This is a genomic window from Bacillus sp. CH_48, assembly GCF_038008465.1.
Classification (GTDB): domain Bacteria; phylum Bacillota; class Bacilli; order Bacillales; family Bacillaceae_G; genus Bacillus_A; species Bacillus_A thuringiensis_S.
Map to the genome: position 1 here is coordinate 1,740,097 of NZ_JBBOZF010000001.1, position 18,488 is coordinate 1,758,584.

Here is an 18,488-nt window from a genome sequence, read left to right on the forward strand (position 1 = left end):
AGCGCTAAAGCGACTTTCATCTATAAAGAAGAAAAACAAAGGGGATGACGAAATGACATTGGCAATTGAAATGAAAGATGTAATGAAAAGTTTCGGCGGAAAAACGGCACTTCGAAATGTAAATATTGAGGTAAAGCAAGGAGAGATTTTCGGATTCCTCGGACCGAGTGGATCTGGTAAGACGACAACGGTAAAAATTTTAACTTCTCAATTGCTTCATAGTGTTGGAACAGTAAGAGTATTAGGGAAAGATATTACAGGACCAAGTAGCATCAATTACAAACGAATTGGTATTTTAACAGATAACAGCGGCTTATATGAAAGACTTAGTATTTATGATAACTTACTATTATTTTGTGACCTATACGATTGTAAAAAAGAACGAATCGATGAAGTACTAGCACAAGTAAATTTATTAGATGATAAAAAAACACCAGTAAAGAAACTATCAAAGGGAATGAAGCAACGCGTCACACTAGCAAGAGCAATCCTTCATAAACCAGATATCCTCTTCTTAGACGAACCAACATCTGCACTCGATCCAGTAAACGTACAAAACATTCATAAAATCTTAAAAGACTTAAATGAAGAAGGAACGACCATTTTCTTAACGACTCACAACATGGATGAAGCAGAAACGCTTTGTAACCGTATTGCCTTCCTTTGTGGCGGAGAAATTGTAGCGCTTGATACGCCAGAGAACCTGCGCTTACAATACGCTAAGGATCAAATAGAGGTCGTATTAAAAGATAACCAAAAAGAAGTAGTGCAAAAAGATGAATTAGGCGCAAAACGTATTTCAGAATGGATGAAAAAGGGCGAACTGTTATCTATTCATTCACACGAACCAACGCTAGGCGATATCTTTATTGAAGTTACTGGGAGGGGATTATAATGACATTTTCAATGAAACGGTTTTCGGCTATTGTAAGAAAAGAAATAAATGATGCAGGTAAAAACTCACAAGTTATATTAATGGCGCTATTACCTATTCTACTTGCTGTATTCTATAGTAATATGGATTCTATAAAAGAGTTCTTTGCAGGTTTTGTTATTGTAATGACGATTACCATGGTGGGAAGTTATGTGCAAGCAATTATTATTGCAGAGGAGAAGGAAAAACACACGTTACGAGTATTGATGTTGTCTCCAGCAAGTCCAATAGAAGTTATTTTAGGTAAAAGTGTATTAACTGTATTTTTTGTACTAGCATCTAGTTTTATTAGTTTAGTGATTTTAGATACTTTTAAAGGAAATATTGGTATGCTAGTTATTATTATTTTAATAGGAACATTGTTATGTGTCGTTTTAGGTACTATAGTTGGCTTACTATCCCAAAATATAGCACAAACATCTATATTGGGGCTTCCGATTTTTATAATATTCATAATGGGGCCGATGCTACAAGAAATGGTTAAGAATGAATTTATTATAAAAGTAGTTAATCTTCTTCCGACAAATCATGTTATGGAGGCATTGCAAAAAGTTATAAAGGGAGAAGGGTTTATTGCGATTCAAGAACATATTTTAAACAATACAATTTGGACTATATGTCTTATCATTCTTTATATTATTGTGTACAAAAAGAAACAATTAGACTAAAAACTGAGCCGAAACGCTCAGTTTTTTCTTTTTTTCTATCATTTCCTCGGAAATTTTACAATTCTTATACATATTTTTACATATTTTGTCGAAAAGTAATTAGTTATACGTTGTATAGGATACATGAATATTGTTCAAAATGATTGCTGAGGTGATGATGGAATGCGAGGAAGAAATAATAAAAAGTCGCAAAAGGTAGTACATTTATTTCAGAAAAGATGGGTGTTTCCGGCACTATACATTGCTTGTGCAGCGGTAATCTTAATGGTTGCGCTATGGTTCCAAGGAGCTAATCCGAAGAAGACTCCAAACCACGATCAAGCAACACCGTATACACAATCGGAAGATCCAGCAGTACCAGTAACGAAATCTTCAGAAGTAGTGAAAATGCCAGCTGCCGCGAATGCGGAAGTAGTCGTACAGAAGAAATTCTATGAAGATGCAGCAACTGAGGCGGAACAAGAAAAAGCACTTGTCTTTTATAACAACACATATTCCCCAAACAAAGGAATTGACATTGCTGCGAAGAATGGAAAAGAATTCAATGTTGCTGCTGCTTTAAGTGGTACAGTAACGAAAGCAGAAAAAGATTCACTTCTTGGTTATGTTGTAACAGTTGATAGTGGAAATGGTGTAGCGGTATCTTATCAAAGCTTAGGCAGTGTGAAAGTAGAAAAAGGTGCAAGAGTTGCACAAGGTGAAGTATTAGGAACATCCGGTCTAAGTGCAATGAATAAAGAGGCAGGCTCTCACGTTCACTTTGAAGTACGTAAAGACAATGTGGCTGTGAATCCTGAACGTTACTTAAATAAATCAGTAACAGAAATTAAAGCTGATGCAGGTGCTGCAAAAGCTACGAATGCTTCTGGTAAAAAAGCTGACGACAAATCTCAAAAAGAAGAGAAGTCAACGAGCACGAAACCAGAAAATAAAACAGAAGACAAGTCTCAAAAAGAAGAGAAATCAACAAGCGGTTCAACTAGTGACAAAAAAGAAGAACCTAAGAAAGAAGAAAAATCAACAAATGGTTCTACAGAATCATCTAACGATTCTTCTTCACAAGAATAAGAAAGTGAAAAAATCAGTTCTCATTAGGAGAGCTGATTTTTTTATTTCTATATAAAAATAATCAATTTCGAGAAAAAAGTTGCAAAAACAAGGAAAAATGACGAGATTCTCGAATATATATTACAAAAGGGAGGGGATACTGTGTCATTTTTATTTGTTCTGTCGACTGCTATTATTTTATTGTTTGTTTTATTCACTTTATATTATTATATTGCCGGTAAGAAAGAGGTTCCCCACCATCAGTTGTTAGAAGAAGAATTGGAACGAGAAGAATGACGCCTTTTATACAAGGTGTCATTTTTTTTGGCCATAATAGTCAGTTTTAACGTATTTCTCACAAAAAAATGTAATTTTTCTTAACTTAGTCCGCAAAAATAGTGAACATGTAGCATATATCAGTAGTGCGGGCAATACAATGGTATAAACCAAAGCAAAGAGAGTGTTTGAGGTGAGAAATCGTGAATCATTTCATTATAAATCCAAGAATGTTTAACGCTTACAAACAGCACTCACACTTACTTCTTAGTCGTATGCAGCGAGGCTCATTTCACCCTTCTCACATCCAAATTAGGGAGGCGAGTGGTGTGCACGATTACATCAAAGAGAGAACTATCAAGATTGGTAAGTATATCGTGGAGACAAGAAAGACAGTGCGTGTCATTGCAAAGGAATTTGGGGTATCAAAGAGTACAGTTCATAAAGATTTAACAGAACGTCTACCAGAGATTAATCCAGAGCTCGCAAATGAAGTAAAAGAAATTCTTGATTATCATAAGTCTATTCGTCATTTAAGAGGTGGAGAAGCAACAAAACAAAAGTATAGAAAAGAAGATGTAGAGAAGCCTGTACGTCAATAATGTTACAGTAGCAAACATTCCGTTCACATTCGGTAATATTTTTCAGAAGAATTCTTTTTGCGAATATTACGTTTCTGTTAAATTTATGATAAAATCAGAAATTAGGTGAAAAGAATTCGGGTGTAACCTGATTTTGAATATCGAGGAGGAAAAAACGGGAATGTTTGCGCGAGATATCGGAATTGACCTAGGTACGGCTAATGTATTAATTCATGTTAAAGGTAAGGGTATTGTATTAAACGAGCCATCTGTTGTGGCAATTGATCGTAATAGTGGTAAAGTATTAGCAGTCGGTGAAGAAGCGAGAAGTATGGTGGGACGTACGCCTGGTAATATTGTAGCAATTCGTCCGCTTAAAGATGGTGTAATAGCAGATTTCGAAATTACAGAAGCAATGTTAAAGTATTTCATTAACAAATTGGACGTAAAGAGCTTCTTTTCAAAACCTCGTATTTTAATTTGTTGTCCAACAAATATTACATCAGTAGAACAAAAAGCAATTCGTGAAGCTGCTGAACGTTCAGGTGGTAAAACAGTATTTTTAGAAGAAGAACCAAAAGTAGCTGCAGTTGGTGCTGGTATGGAAATCTTCCAACCAAGCGGTAACATGGTTGTTGATATTGGTGGAGGTACAACAGATATCGCTGTACTATCTATGGGTGATATTGTTACCTCTTCCTCTATCAAAATGGCTGGCGATAAGTTTGATATGGAGATCTTAAACTATATTAAACGTAAGTATAAGCTATTAATCGGAGAACGTACTTCAGAAGATATTAAAATTAAAGTTGGTACAGTATTCCCAGGTGCACGTAGCGAAGAACTTGAAATTCGCGGACGTGACATGGTAACAGGCTTACCACGTACAATTACAGTATGCTCTGAAGAAATTACAGAAGCATTAAAAGAAAATGCAGCTGTTATTGTACAAGCTGCAAAAGGCGTATTAGAGCGCACACCACCAGAATTATCTGCAGATATTATCGACCGCGGTGTTATTCTAACAGGCGGTGGAGCTTTACTACACGGTATCGACATGCTTCTAGCAGAAGAACTAAAAGTACCAGTATTAATTGCTGAAAACCCAATGCACTGCGTTGCGGTTGGTACAGGTATTATGTTAGAGAATATCGACAGATTACCAAAGCGTGCTTTGAGATAATTTGAAAGAACTAAGGCTAATGCCTTAGTTCTTTTTTTCGTTTTTGTATTTTTTTATTTTGATTTTTTGCGAAAATGGAAGGAAAATAGAGAAATATGAAGGAAACAGGTAAAATATTCATATATATGGTTAAATTTAATATTTCCTTATTTGAAAACGTTTATAATATAATGAGTCGAATACGACATTAAGGCAAATAATGTTTCAATACATATTGCCTTTCCCTAATTTGGGCATACACTCTTTTCCACCTCCGTGTCAGTTGCAAAAATGTGCAACTATTTTAATGGAATAGAGTGTGTGCATTTTTTTTAGGAAGCTGTGCTAAATATAAAATGTTACTTTGTAATGACAAACAATAAACAAAATGGGATAATAGCAATATGTCCGAGTGGTAAGACCAATATTACAAAAGGGGCGATTGTTACATGCTAAATATAGAACAAATTAAAGAAATCATTCCTCACCGCTATCCATTTTTGCTTGTTGATAAAATATTAGAAGTAGATGAAGGAAAAAGAGCGGTTGGGATTAAAAATGTATCCGCAAACGAAGAATTCTTTAACGGACACTTCCCTGACTATGCAGTTATGCCTGGTGTACTTATTGTAGAAGCATTAGCGCAAGTTGGAGCAGTTGCAGTATTAAAGAAAGAAGAAAACCGCGGAAGACTTGCTTTCTTTGCAGGTATCGACAATTGCCGTTTCAAAAAACAAGTACGACCAGGTGATCAGCTTCGTCTAGAAGTAGAAATGACACGCGTACGCGGCCCGATTGGAAAAGGAAAAGCAATCGCAACAGTAGATGGTGAAGTTGCATGTGAGGCAGAAATTACATTTGCGATTGGTGATAAAAAAGAATAGAAATTAAAAAATCTCCTTGTGAAAAGACAAGGAGATTTTTTAATTTCTGCTATATAACGATGAAACGATAATTTACAAACTAATCAGAAAATAACTTGTAAATAGATGGAAATTACCATATACTTACTTTATTATTTATCTAGAAAACAGGATAAGTGATAAAGGTAATAAAGAAATAAGGGCATTGTCATATTGTTAAGGTACTTAAATAAGACAAAGTAGAATGTTATTGATTATGATGAAATGTGGGGAACTCAGCAAGAATATTAATTAGACGTATGAAATCGAGCATAAAAGAGAGAAAAGGGAAATGTCGCATTTCACAAAAGGAGATTATGAATATGTTCGGGAGAAAGAAAAGAAAACCATTACGACAATTAATTACACATAAAGAGCCTAAATCGCGTATTACAGAACAATACCGTAACATTCGTACAAACATTGAGTTTACATCTGTAGATAATCATGTTCGTTCTATCATTGTTACTTCAGCAGATCCAGGTGATGGGAAAACAACAACAATCGCAAACTTAGCAGTTGTTTTCGGACAGCAAGGAAAGAAAGTTTTATTAATTGGAGCTGACTTGCGTAAGCCGACGATACAAAACTTATTTGCCATTCATAGTTCAAATGGGTTAACGAACTTATTATCAGGACAAGCAAAACTTATGCAATGCATTCAAAAAACAGATATAGAGAACGTATACTTAATGGCAGCAGGTCCAATCCCGCCAAACCCAGCAGAACTATTAGGAAGCCGGGCAATGGACGAGGCGTTGCTAGAAGCATATAACATGTTTGATATTATATTAATTGACACACCACCTGTCCTTGCGGTTACGGATGCACAAATACTTGCGAATAAATGTGATGGAATCGTACTCGTTGTACGCAGTGAAAAGACAGAAAAAGATAAAATCGTAAAAGCGAAACAAATATTAGATAAAGCATCAGGAAAAATACTTGGAGTCGTTTTAAACGATAAAAGAGAAGAAAAAGAGCAGTATGGTTATTACTAAAATAGAAAAAAGCCAATAAGGAATACTTGTTGGCTTTTTTCTCATTTTGAAATTTATTTCTCAAGTTACATAGCATAAAAAACATGATATGATAAATAATTTGGAAAATCATTGGAATGTGTTGTCATATTTAAGATTATTTTGTAAGATTAAACTTGTTTCTTGTGAACAAATATAGAACTGAATTATTAAAAATAAAAAATGTAAGATTTATATGTTATAATTTTTCCTATGTGTAAATTTTAGAAAGTTGGAGGAACTTATGGAAGAAACAATTAGTTTAAAAGAGTTATTTCATATCTTAAAAAAACGTTTAGCAATGATCCTCGTAATCGCATTTGGTGCAGCTATAGTAAGTGCTATCATTAGCTTCTTCTTTATGACACCAATCTATCAATCTTCGACGCAGATTCTTGTTAACCAGAAGAAGCAAGAAGGGGCAGCTATTCAATACAATGAGGTACAAACAAATATTCAATTAACAAATACATACAAGGTTATCATTAAAAGCCCTGTTATTTTGGATCAAGTGAAAGAAAAGCTAGGTTTAAATATAACAGTACAAGAGCTAAACAATAAAATTGAAGTAGCTAATGAGAAAGACTCACAAGTAGTGGCGGTAACTGCGCAAGATAAAGACCCAAAACTAGCTCGTGATATTGCTAATACAACTGCAGAAGTGTTTAAAGGTGAAGTTGCTAAAATTATGAGTGTTGATAACGTAACAGTGTTATCAAAAGCAGAAGTTGCAGAAAATCTATCTCCAATTAAACCACGTCCAATGCTAAATGTAGCAATCGCTTTCGTTATTGGTTTAATGGTTTCAATTGGTCTTGCATTCTTACTAGAATACTTAGATAACACAGTGAAAAAAGAAGAAGATGTTGAGAACTTACTTGGATTACCAGTGTTAGGTATCGTTGCTCGTATGGATGAAGAAACAATGAACGTGAAATCGCACGCTCCATCATCAAGAAAAGTGAGGGGACAAACAATTGGCTCTTAATTTATTTAAAAAGAAACAGAATCATCGTCAGCGTCGTCAATTAATTGCTCATCAACAACCGAAATCACCAATTTCAGAGCAATATCGTAATATTCGAACCAATATTGAATTTGCAGCTGTTGATACGAATTTACATTCACTAATGGTAACATCTGCGAACCCAAGTGAAGGGAAAACGACAACGACAGCAAATATGGCAGTTGTGTTTGCTCAACAAGGGAAAAAAGTATTATTAATTGATGCGGATATGCGTAAACCGGCAATGCATCAAATGTTCCAAGTAGATAATATTTTTGGACTAACGAACGTATTAACACATAGTGAACGTTTAGAGAAATGTGTGCAAACAACATTAGTAGATAATCTACACTTTTTAGCCTGTGGTCCAATCCCACCAAACCCGGCCGAATTGTTAGGCTCAAAGTCAATGAAAGAACTTCTTGGACAAGCATACAGTATGTACGATCTAGTTATTTTTGATATGCCACCAATTTTAGCTGTAACTGATGCGCAAATTATGGCAAATGTATGTGATGCTTCTATTCTTGTTGTTCGTAGTGAATCAACAGAGAAAGAAACAGCAGTAAAAGCAAAAGGATTGTTAGAATCGGCTAAAGGTAAATTGTTAGGTGTTGTTCTGAACGATCGTGAACGTGAAGAAGGCTTATATTATTACTACGGTGCAAACTAATTAAAAGAGTGAGATATGGTTGAAACATATCTCCTTTTTTCCCTTGAATATGAGATTTCTCATATTCAAGGGAAAAAAGATTTTTATATGAGAGAGGGAGGATAAAATAAATGATTGATTTACATTGTCACATTTTACATGGCATCGATGACGGTGCACAGACAGTAACAGATAGTTTAGCAATGGCGCAACAAGCCGTAGCAGAAGGAATACATACCATTGTTGCTACACCACATCATCAAAATGGCAAATATGTAAATGAACGTACCTCAATTATTCATCACGTAAAACAACTAAATGATGAACTACAACAATATAATATTCCACTTACTATTTTACCGGGGCAAGAGGTCAGGTTATATGGTGATTTATTAGAAGACTATGAAGCTGGTAAAATCGTTACTTTAAATGAAACAAATAAATATATATTCATTGAATTTCCATCGAATCACGTACCTCGTTATGCTGAACAATTATTATACGAATTACGTGTAAAGGGAATGATTCCAATTATTGTTCATCCAGAACGTAATGCCGAGTTAATCGAGCGGCCAGATAAGTTATATAACCTTGTAAATAAAGGGGCATTAACGCAAGTAACGGCGGGTAGTTTATTAGGGAAATTCGGTAAAAAAATTAAAAAGTTTTCACTTCAACTTGTAGAACATAATTTAACACATATGGTCGCTTCAGATGCACATAACACAACGTCAAGAGGATTTCATTTAGCGGAAAGCTATGAATTAATTGAGAAAGAATTCGGGATGAATGTTATGAGTGATTTAAAAGAAAATCCGTATTTATTAATTAGCGGGAAGGCAATTTACAAAGAAGATCCAGAACAAATCCGTCGTAAAAGATTGTTCGGTATTTTTTAAATAAGGAACTGGTGATGTCTCCTAACCGTTATCAATGGAGGCACTCGGTCGTGCTGTGGGTAGAAAATTTATTTTCGAACCTACCTTAGACGCTTGTCGTCGGGAGTATGACGTGAGGATGGGTTGGATGCCCATAATTTATTTCTAATAGAAACTCTACCTATGGAGTTATAAGTATGACTCTATAGGTAGGGTTTTTGTTATTGTTACATGTTAATAAATAGATTTATAGGGGGCCTATAATTGAAAAAAGTAAGAAAAGCGATTATCCCAGCTGCTGGTCTTGGGACAAGATTTTTACCAGTGACGAAAGCAATGCCGAAAGAAATGTTACCTATCGTCGATAAACCGACAATTCAATACATAGTAGAAGAAGCGATAGAATCAGGTATTGAAGATATCATTATTGTGACTGGAAAAGGAAAACGTGCCATTGAAGATCATTTCGATCATTCTTTTGAACTAGAACAAAACCTTTTAGAAAAAGGGAAGTATGAAATGCTTGAAAAAGTACAAGCATCTTCAAAAATTAATATTCATTACATAAGACAAAAGGAACCAAAAGGTTTAGGGCATGCAGTATGGTGCGCGCGTAAATTTATTGGAAATGAGCCATTTGCCGTGTTACTTGGTGATGATATTGTCCAAGGCGAAACACCATGTTTACGTCAATTAATGGACCAATACGAGGAAACACAATCATCTGTTATTGGTGTAAAAACAGTACCAGAAAATGAGACACATCGTTACGGTATCATTGATCCAATCGAACAAAATGACCGTCGTTATCAAGTGCGTCAATTTGTAGAGAAACCAGCTCAAGGAACAGCACCATCAAATTTAGCAATTATGGGTCGTTACATATTAACACCGGAGATTTTTACATTTCTTGAGAACCAGCAAACAGGTGCCGGTGGAGAGATTCAATTAACGGATACAATTCAACAATTAAATGAGATTCAACGAGTATTCGCGTATGACTTTGAAGGAATACGTTATGATGTTGGGGAGAAGTTGGGTTTTATTACTACAAACCTAGAGTTTGGGTTGCAGAATGCTCAATTAAGAGAAGAACTTATAGAGTATATTAGCAATTTATTTCAAAACAGATTGGATAATTTTAGATAGAATAAGAGGTGCAGCATTATATGGCTATGAGAGAAATGAAAAAATATCCCCTAGATGAAACAATTGAAACTAATATTAACCTTCCTAATCATTACATTTATTTTACTTTAAAAAATACGGCTGATTTTCTTATGGCATTACTGGGTCTTGTAATTCTTTCGCCGATATTGTTACTTTTTGTTTTAGCTATAAAACTTGAGTCAAATGGCCCGGCTTTTTTTCTTCAAGAGCGTGTGGGATTAAACGGAAGAGTGTTTAATATAATAAAATTAAGGTCAATGTATATTGATGCTGAGAAAAATGGAGCACAATGGGCGAAGAAAAATGATGCTCGTGTTACAAAGATAGGTGCTTTTATTAGAAGAACTAGAATTGATGAGATACCGCAACTAATTAATATGCTAAAAGGTGATATGAGTTTGGTAGGACCTCGTCCAGAAAGACCAATATTTACTGAACAATTTAATAAAGAAATCCCTGGATTTAAAAATCGTATAGTTGTAAAACCAGGGATTACTGGGTGGGCACAAGTAAATGGTGGATATGATATTTCACCAAAGGAAAAATTAGAGTTTGATATTTACTACATAAAAAATTTAAGCCTATTTATGGACGTAAAAATAATATTTAAAACTATTAAGGTTATTTTTACTGGAGAGGGCGCTAGGTAAGAAGAGTAGAGGGTACCTTATAGAAAAACTAAAAAGTTAAATAACATTTTATATTAGAATGTTAATAGTTAAAAAAGATATATTTTAGAGGTGTAATGTATATGAGAGAATTGGTTTCAATTATTACTCCAGTCTATAATGCTGAAAAGTATTTGAGAAATACCATTGAATCTGTGATAAATCAGAATTATTCTAATTGGGAATTAATAATTGTTGATGATTGCTCCAAAGATAGCAGTCGATTAATTATTGAACAATATATGGAGTCCGAGAAAAGGATTAGGCTAATAGCTCTAGATGAAAATAGGGGAGTTACTTTTGCTAGAAATACAGCCATAAAGGCCGCTAATGGGAAATATATTGCTTTTTTAGATAGTGACGATTTGTGGCATCCTAATAAATTATCAATTCAGTTAAGTTTTATGCAGAAAAACAATTATGTTTTCTCCTTTTCAAGTTATGAATGGATGAATGAAGATGGGACAACGTTTAATAAAATAATCGAGGCGCCTAGTGTTGTTGACTATCATAGGTTATTAAGAGGTGGTAACCCAATAGGGTGTTTGACAGTTATGATTGATAAAGAACAGGTTGGAGATATCGAAATGCCAGATTTAAGACATGAGGACTATGCAACGTGGTTGAGTATCATGAAAAGTGGAGTTATAGCTTATGGAGTAAATGAAAATTTAGCTTCATATAGAAAATCAAATAATTCGCTAAGTTCAAATAAATTCAAAACCATTATATGGACTTGGAATATATATAGGAAAAATCAAAAACTTAGTTTTTTAAAATCAATGCAATGTTTAGTGATGTATATTTGTAATACATCACTAAAATATTTGAGGAAATAAATGTAAAATAAAAACCTTATTGGAGAAAAGCATATCCATTAGGGATATAAAAGAAAAAATATATCAATGTTTATGGTAGTATGTACTGCTTATTTGGTATGTACTTTTTAACAATTATGTTAGGGATAAATTATTAAGAGTTTAATATGTAAAATTGGAATGGTACCTAATAAAAAAGGAGTAATTATGAATATAGAAATGTTAGTATCCACGATGAATCAAACAAATTATAATTTGATTCATCGTATGAATATAAAAGATAGAGCAGTGATTATAAATCAGTTGACAGATAATAACATCCAAATCCCACGGAATTTGGATGAGGAAAAACTTAAATTTATTAATGTGCATGATAAAGGATTGAGTAAAAGCAGAAATATGGCAATTAAAAATTCAAGTGGCGATATTTGTGTGATTTGTGATGATGATTTATTTTATCATGATGATTATACAAATAAAATAAAAACAGCATATGAAGAAAATGCAGAAGCAGATGTAATAATTTTTTGTTACGATACAGATGGAAGACATAAGAAAAAATTTTACAAAGAAGCGAAAAGCCTTGGATATATAGATGTGATGAAAGTATCTTCAGTACAAATTACTTTTAGAAGAAAATCCATAATAGAGAATGACATCTATTTTGATGAGTTATTTGGAACTGGTTCTTCTTATTATCAGTGTGGAGAAGAGAACATTTTTCTTTTTGAATGTCTAAAAAAAGGGTTGAAAATTCATTTTGAACCTGTATCTATATTATCTATTGATAATAGTGATGAATCAACTTGGTTTAATGGTTTTAATGATAAGTTGTTTTGGGATAAAGGAGCAATGTTTACTGCATTAAGTAATAAATTTTATCACTTTCTAATATGGCAGTTTGCTATTCGTAAGTATAAGTTATATCGACATGAAACAAATTTCATTAAGGCAATTAACAGTATGTATAAAGGTCATAAAAATTATCTCAGTATCCATAGATAGAAGAATGCTAGATAATGTTAGGTAGGCAAGGGTATAAAAATTATATATTTTTATTAAGTATAATATATAATTTTTATGAAGTAATCGACATAATTTAAGCAAGTATTTGGAGTGAAGCAAATTGAAGTTATTTTTTGTAGGTGATTTTGATAGTGACAATGGGCCAGCTAGTGTTAACAAAGCGTTAAAAAAATATATGCCTAATAATACATTATATTCAATGGAAACTAAATTGTATAAAAGGATAATAGAATTGTATTCAAAGATAAGGAAGTCTGATGCAGTCCTTTTTTCAGGTTTGTCAAAAATTAATATTATTGGATTCAAAATTGCAAAATTACTGGGAAAAAAATCAGCATATTTAATGCATGGGAGCGCGTTGTTAGAAGGTAAAATAAATCAAAATTCTAACTCTAAATTGATTAATGTGGAGAAACAAACATTAAAAGTGGCACCGATTACTATTTGTGTATCAGAAAATTTTATGGAATCCATAAAGGTTAGTTATCCTCAGTGGATTGACAAATTAACTTTTGTAAATAATGGAATTGATTGGGGGATGATCGAAGCATCGGATTATGAGAATGTAAAAAGGGAACCTAAAACATTATTATGTGTAGGTGGAGGTGTCCCTTTAAAAAAAATTAAAGTAGTTTGTGAAGCTATTGATTATTTGAATACACATAAGAATTCTAATTTAAAGCTAATAGTTATAGGGGCTGTTGGAAAAGATACTAATAAAATTAAGTCATATCCTTTTGTGCAGTATATTGAAAAGGTAGCAAAAAAAGATATGGAATCTTATTACAAAAAATCATATTTGTATATTCAAAATAGTGAATTTGAAACGTTTGGCCTTGCAACAATGGAAGCCTTAATAGGCGGTTGTAATTTGCTCATTTCACAGAATGTTGGGGCAAAAGCGATTATTAATGGTTTAGAAGCAAATGATTTGATTAATGATGTCGATAATATAAAAGAGATTTCAAACAAAATAATGCATAATTTATTTAATAGTAACAATAATAGGTTGATCAATAGTATAAAAAAAGATCAAACATCAGTAGAAAGTTCTTATAAAAAAATAATGCATATTTTAGCAGAAGCAGAGTAGAAGTTAATTGTTATTTTTAGAGGAATTACTTGTAATTAGAATATCAGAGAAAAATAATTAATAAGGAAAATCTTTGGTGAAATATATGTCTATAAGAGTCGATAATACTGCAGTTTTAAAAATAAATAGTTTCATAATATCATTGATTGTCTTTTTAAATATTTATCAAATAGGTTTGAATTGGTTATTTGGTATCTCTTTTAACATGGCAATAGAGTATTTGTTCATTCCATTATTGTTCATGATAAATAAATTTCAATTGAAGATTTTTAGAAACTATAAACTTGTGTTTTATATGTATTTTATGATACTTTCATTTACTATTACATTTTATTTGAATAATAATGCCATGTTATCATATTATTTCAATCACTTTGTTTTATATGGATTGATATTATTAATTGTCTTCTTGTTCCCTATCAGTCATGAATACTTATATAAGTATATTTTATGGCATTCCTATGCTATAACGTTGATATATATGTCTGCATTATTTATGGGAAAAGTCAGCATTATACATGATTACATGACATGGGGATATTATTGTGTATTTGGTTTAAGCTTTATTTTAGGTGACGCAATTATAAATAAAAAGTTTTTTAAATTAATATGTTTAATTCCCTTGCTAGGAATAGCTTTTATTAATGGTCCTAAGGGAGCTTTTATTATAATAGCAGCTCTTCTAATAATCTGTTTTTATCAATTGACAAATAGTTGGTTAAAAAGGGTTTCAATGTTAATAATACTTTCGGTTTTAGCATTAAATTTTGTTGGCTTATTAAATGGATTAATAAAGATTCTTGAAAATATTAGTTTTACTGCAAATAGTTATTTCATTAATAGTTTAAAAAGTGTTTTATCAGTAGATAAAATTTCAGGCGTCTTTGATAATCGTGATTTCATTTATGGATATGGTATACATACGATAGAGGAGAATGTCTTTGGTATTGGAATAGGTAAATTTCAATCGACATATGGAGTCTTCCCACATAATATATTTTTAGACATATTTTCAACCTATGGTATTCTTCTGGGTGGTTTAATAGTTGTCTTTTTAGTATATGAAATAGTTACTTGTTTTATGGTTGTAAAAAATAAAAAACAATTAATAATATTTATAGTTGTTTTAAGTAATTCATTTAAGTTGTTAGTGTCAAAAACTTTTATTTATGATCCTGTATTTTGGCTTTTGATTTGTATTATGGCAGTTATAAAAGGGAAGAAGGATAGCTTAAGTAATAATAAGGTGTCTAATTGAGATTTTTTATATATTACATGAATATGGCTTTAGAAGGGATGAAAGATGGAGAACCTAACAATTTTTACACCTACATATAATAGAGGATATCTTATACAGCGATGCTATGAGAGTTTATGTCGGCAATCTAATAAAAATTTTGTTTGGCTTATTGTAGATGATGGTTCTATCGATAATACTGAACAAATAGTTAATTCTTTTATTAAGGAAAAGAAAATCAAAATAATTTATTCTAAACAAAAAAATAGTGGTAAACAAGTGGCACATAATACTGGTGTATTAATGTGTACAACAAAGATATTTGTTTGTGTAGATTCAGACGATTACTTGTCAGATAATGCAGTACAATTGATTTATGATACTTGGGATAAGATTGAAAGTGATAGAAAATTAGCTGGTATAATTGCTTTAAAAGGAAACACCTTTAGTGAAGTAGTAGGTACAGAGATGCCGAATAATATTGAAAGATCGTCTATCTTTAATCTCTATGAGAAGTATAAATTTAAAGGTGACGCAATGTTGGTATTTAAAACAGATATTTTAAAAAAGCATTTGTTTCCTGTTTTTGAAGGAGAAAAATTTATTACGGAAGCTGTTGTCTATGATCAGATAAGCCAGAAATATGAGATGAAATTATTAAATAAAGTCTTGTATTTCTGTGAATATTTAGATGACGGATATTCGAAAAATATACAGTCAATTCATAAGAAAAATCCTAAAGGATATATGTATTTTTTAGAGCAAAGAATTGAAAACGCAAGAGATTTAAAAAGTAAATATAAAGCAGTTTCATATTATATTGCAGGGTGTTTAGAAATAAAAAGTATATCAGCCTATATAAATTGTGATTTTGGTTTCTTAAAATTTATTTCGCTCCCAAAAGGTTTAATTATATATATAAAGCCAATTATAAAGAATAAATTAGTTAAGTATAACATAATAAAATTCTAATACATTGAGGTGAAAGCATTGAATAATGCTAAGGTAAGTATAGTAATTCCAACTTACAAAAGGGCGGATAAAATTGTAAGAGCTGTGGAGAGTTGTATTAACCAAGATTATAAAAATATAGAAATAATAGTTGTGGATGATAATGGAGATGGTTCGGAATTTAGAGCCAAGACCAAATCTTTAGTCAGTCCATATATTGAAAAGTACGGGGTTAGATATATAGAACATGAAGAAAATAAGGGTGGAGCAGGCGCTAGAAATACGGGAATCAGGGAGGCAACGGGAATTCTGATTTCTTTTTTAGATGATGACGATGAGATATTACCTAACAAAATTTCAGAACAAGTTGAATTATATAATCGACATAAAAATGAAAATGTAGGACTAATATATTGTTATTGTGAAGCAGTAAATGCAAAAGGTGCGCATAAACAGTACTACAATAATGATTTGCAAGGAAATCCCTTATATGAAAACATGTTGGGATGTATCGCTGGAACTTCATTATGGCTTTGTCCGAAACACGTATTAGAAGATGTGGGGTATTTTGAGAATACACCTTCTAAGCAAGATACAATATTATTATTGAAAATTTTAGCTGCAGGATATAATGTTTTTAGAGTTGATCAACCATTAGTTAAATATTATGAATATAATGATGGGAAAATTAGTGGTATAGGTTTAAATAATATTAAAGGAGAATGTAATGCACGGGTATTTAGTAGAAAATATTACTATAAGTTGAACAATGTAAATAAAATGTTAAATGTAGAATATGCATTCTCTAAAAAATTATTAACTTTATATTTATTAAATGGACTAAATGATTTGGCTAAGGAAGAATTAAAAAATATGATTACCCTTAAACGTTATTCTTTTAATACTTTAAAAGGAGTATTAAAATACAACTTTAAAACTATTTATAAAATATTTATAAATAATAAAAATAAAAGGCTTACTTAAAATGAATAATGTAAAAAAGTTTAAAGTTAATAAATTCACCAGTAATACAATTTGGTTAATATTAGAGAAAATTTTTCAATTAATTTTAGGTTTAGTTGTAGGAATCTGGACAGCTAGATATTTAGGGCCTTCAAATTATGGAATATTAAATTATGGCGCCTCATTTATCGCTTTTTTTTCTGTAATATGTAGCTTAGGGTTAGAAAATGTAATCATTAAGTATTTTGTTGATTATCCAAGGAAAAATAATATAATTCTCTTTTCCGCTATAATAATTAGATTTGTTACCTCGATAATATCTATATTAGTGATTTGTTTGATAGTTTCAATAACTCATTATGATGAAAAACTAGTTATTGCTGTTATAACATTACAATCATTAGCTTTAATATTTAATTCCCTTGATACAATTGATTATTGGTTTCAATCGAGATTAATGTCCATGTATGTGGTAATAGCAAAGTCAGTCACGAGGTTTATTGTTAGCATTTGGAAAGTGTATTTACTAATTTCAAATGCTTCATTACAACTTTTTGCCTTATCAAGTTCAATTGAAGCTATGATTCTAGGTGTGATTTTATTAGTAGTCTATTTTAAAAAAAATCCCATTAACTTCTCTTTTTCCAAATATTATTCAAAAGAGCTGTTTTTGAATGGCTATCATTTTATTTTATCAGGTCTTTTAGTAACTCTCTTTACTCAGATGGATAGAATTATGTTGGGAAATTTGATTGGACAAGAAAGTGTTGGGATATATTCTGTTGCATCAAACATAGCGACTTTGTGGTATTTTGTTCCATTAGCTGTGATTAACTCTGCTAGACCAATTATATTAAAAATGAAACAAATATCTATAGTAGAATACCAAGAGAAATTAAAGCAATTGTATGCATTTATTTTCTGGTTAGGGTTACTAGTATCTTTATTTATTACAGTATGCTCTAATTTGATAATACAAACATTATACGGACAACAATATATTGAAGCAGCTATTCCACTTGCGATTTTAATATGGGCGAGTGTTTTTTCTTTGTTAGGAACTGCTCGAAATATTTGGATAGTAAGTGAAGGAGTTAACAAGTATACAAAATATTATTTTTTAATAGGTATGTTTGTGAATTTTGTACTTAATTACATCTTTATAAATTACTTTGGTGTAGTAGGTTCTGCTGTAGCAACTTTAATTGCCCAAATCATTACTACAATTGTGGCCCCATTGTTTTTTGCAAAAACAAGAGAATCTACATATTTAATGAGTCAAGCAATGATGTTAAAGGGTGTAATACCAAAACGAAAAGCGGAGAAATAATTAAGAATTTTTACGATAGATAAAATATACTCTATAGTGTTAAATTAATACTATTTATAGTAATTATAAGCAGTTAAAATATAGTAGTAAAACTTATTTTTTAGGAT

General features: G+C 31.7%; 20 protein-coding genes. All 20 read left to right on the forward strand.

Translation table 11 applies throughout. The features are described from left to right. Positions 1-52 precede the first annotated feature (52 nt). The 20 genes from N2V92_RS08550 (at position 53) to N2V92_RS08645 (ending at position 18,381) form a co-directional block, all read left to right on the forward strand. On the forward strand, positions 53-895 hold the full coding sequence (locus tag N2V92_RS08550) for an ABC transporter ATP-binding protein (protein WP_170264810.1): 843 nt from the start codon (positions 53-55) through the stop codon (positions 893-895). Further along, positions 895-1,602, forward strand: a complete 708-nt coding sequence (locus N2V92_RS08555) for an ABC transporter permease (RefSeq protein ID WP_042596761.1) — start codon at positions 895-897, stop codon at positions 1,600-1,602. Before N2V92_RS08550 ends, N2V92_RS08555 begins: the two co-directional genes overlap by 1 nt. A 162-nt stretch (positions 1,603-1,764) precedes the next feature. Further along, positions 1,765-2,670, forward strand: coding sequence for a M23 family metallopeptidase (locus N2V92_RS08560; RefSeq protein WP_001214922.1), 906 nt, complete (start codon positions 1,765-1,767; stop codon positions 2,668-2,670). A 141-nt stretch (positions 2,671-2,811) separates the two neighbouring features. Then, a complete protein-coding gene (locus tag N2V92_RS08565) occupies positions 2,812-2,946 on the forward strand; it encodes a hypothetical protein (protein ID WP_000008903.1) in 135 nt (44 codons plus the stop codon). Positions 2,947-3,254: 308 nt separating this feature from the next. Next, entirely contained in the window at positions 3,255-3,527 is a 273-nt protein-coding gene (gene spoIIID / locus N2V92_RS08570; RefSeq protein WP_000544012.1) for a sporulation transcriptional regulator SpoIIID, read from the forward strand. 160 nt (positions 3,528-3,687) lie between these two features. Beyond that, the gene (locus N2V92_RS08575) at positions 3,688-4,689 is read left to right on the forward strand and encodes a rod shape-determining protein (RefSeq protein ID WP_000457978.1); all 1,002 of its coding nucleotides are present in this window, start codon (positions 3,688-3,690) and stop codon (positions 4,687-4,689) included. 428 nt (positions 4,690-5,117) lie between these two features. Further along, a complete protein-coding gene (gene fabZ / locus N2V92_RS08580; RefSeq protein ID WP_000931959.1) occupies positions 5,118-5,552 on the forward strand; it encodes a 3-hydroxyacyl-ACP dehydratase FabZ in 435 nt (144 codons plus the stop codon). A 341-nt stretch (positions 5,553-5,893) separates the two neighbouring features. Continuing rightward, positions 5,894-6,571, forward strand: coding sequence for a CpsD/CapB family tyrosine-protein kinase (locus N2V92_RS08585; protein ID WP_000467944.1), 678 nt, complete (start codon positions 5,894-5,896; stop codon positions 6,569-6,571). Between the two features lie 262 nt (positions 6,572-6,833). After that, the gene (locus tag N2V92_RS08590; RefSeq protein WP_042596756.1) at positions 6,834-7,577 is read left to right on the forward strand and encodes a YveK family protein; all 744 of its coding nucleotides are present in this window, start codon (positions 6,834-6,836) and stop codon (positions 7,575-7,577) included. Then, the gene (locus tag N2V92_RS08595; protein WP_042596754.1) at positions 7,567-8,268 is read left to right on the forward strand and encodes a CpsD/CapB family tyrosine-protein kinase; all 702 of its coding nucleotides are present in this window, start codon (positions 7,567-7,569) and stop codon (positions 8,266-8,268) included. The genes N2V92_RS08590 and N2V92_RS08595 overlap by 11 nt, the downstream gene beginning before the upstream one ends. A gap of 110 nt (positions 8,269-8,378) precedes the next feature. Next, positions 8,379-9,146 (forward strand): tyrosine-protein phosphatase, encoded by a 768-nt coding sequence (locus tag N2V92_RS08600; protein ID WP_042596752.1) that lies wholly within the window; start codon positions 8,379-8,381, stop codon positions 9,144-9,146. A gap of 243 nt (positions 9,147-9,389) precedes the next feature. Further along, positions 9,390-10,274: a UTP--glucose-1-phosphate uridylyltransferase GalU gene (galU, locus tag N2V92_RS08605; protein WP_016079672.1), complete on the forward strand. Its 885-nt coding sequence runs from the start codon at positions 9,390-9,392 to the stop codon at positions 10,272-10,274. Positions 10,275-10,294: 20 nt separating this feature from the next. Beyond that, positions 10,295-10,945, forward strand: a complete 651-nt coding sequence (locus tag N2V92_RS08610) for a sugar transferase (RefSeq protein WP_016079673.1) — start codon at positions 10,295-10,297, stop codon at positions 10,943-10,945. Positions 10,946-11,046: 101 nt separating this feature from the next. After that, complete coding sequence (locus tag N2V92_RS08615) at positions 11,047-11,802, forward strand: glycosyltransferase family 2 protein (RefSeq protein ID WP_042596749.1); 756 nt, start codon at positions 11,047-11,049, stop codon at positions 11,800-11,802. Positions 11,803-11,988: 186 nt separating this feature from the next. Then, positions 11,989-12,786 (forward strand): glycosyltransferase family A protein, encoded by a 798-nt coding sequence (locus N2V92_RS08620; protein WP_016079675.1) that lies wholly within the window; start codon positions 11,989-11,991, stop codon positions 12,784-12,786. Between the two features lie 121 nt (positions 12,787-12,907). Further along, positions 12,908-13,900, forward strand: coding sequence for a glycosyltransferase family 4 protein (locus tag N2V92_RS08625; protein ID WP_042596747.1), 993 nt, complete (start codon positions 12,908-12,910; stop codon positions 13,898-13,900). Positions 13,901-14,381: 481 nt separating this feature from the next. Then, the gene (locus N2V92_RS08630; protein ID WP_223285820.1) at positions 14,382-15,158 is read left to right on the forward strand and encodes an O-antigen ligase family protein; all 777 of its coding nucleotides are present in this window, start codon (positions 14,382-14,384) and stop codon (positions 15,156-15,158) included. Positions 15,159-15,203: 45 nt separating this feature from the next. Beyond that, positions 15,204-16,109, forward strand: a complete 906-nt coding sequence (locus N2V92_RS08635) for a glycosyltransferase family 2 protein (RefSeq protein WP_042596743.1) — start codon at positions 15,204-15,206, stop codon at positions 16,107-16,109. Positions 16,110-16,118: 9 nt separating this feature from the next. Further along, positions 16,119-17,072, forward strand: a complete 954-nt coding sequence (locus N2V92_RS08640) for a glycosyltransferase family 2 protein (RefSeq protein ID WP_223697992.1) — start codon at positions 16,119-16,121, stop codon at positions 17,070-17,072. Between the two features lies 1 nt (position 17,073). After that, on the forward strand, positions 17,074-18,381 hold the full coding sequence (locus tag N2V92_RS08645; protein ID WP_044798200.1) for a flippase: 1,308 nt from the start codon (positions 17,074-17,076) through the stop codon (positions 18,379-18,381). Positions 18,382-18,488: the final 107 nt, after the last annotated feature.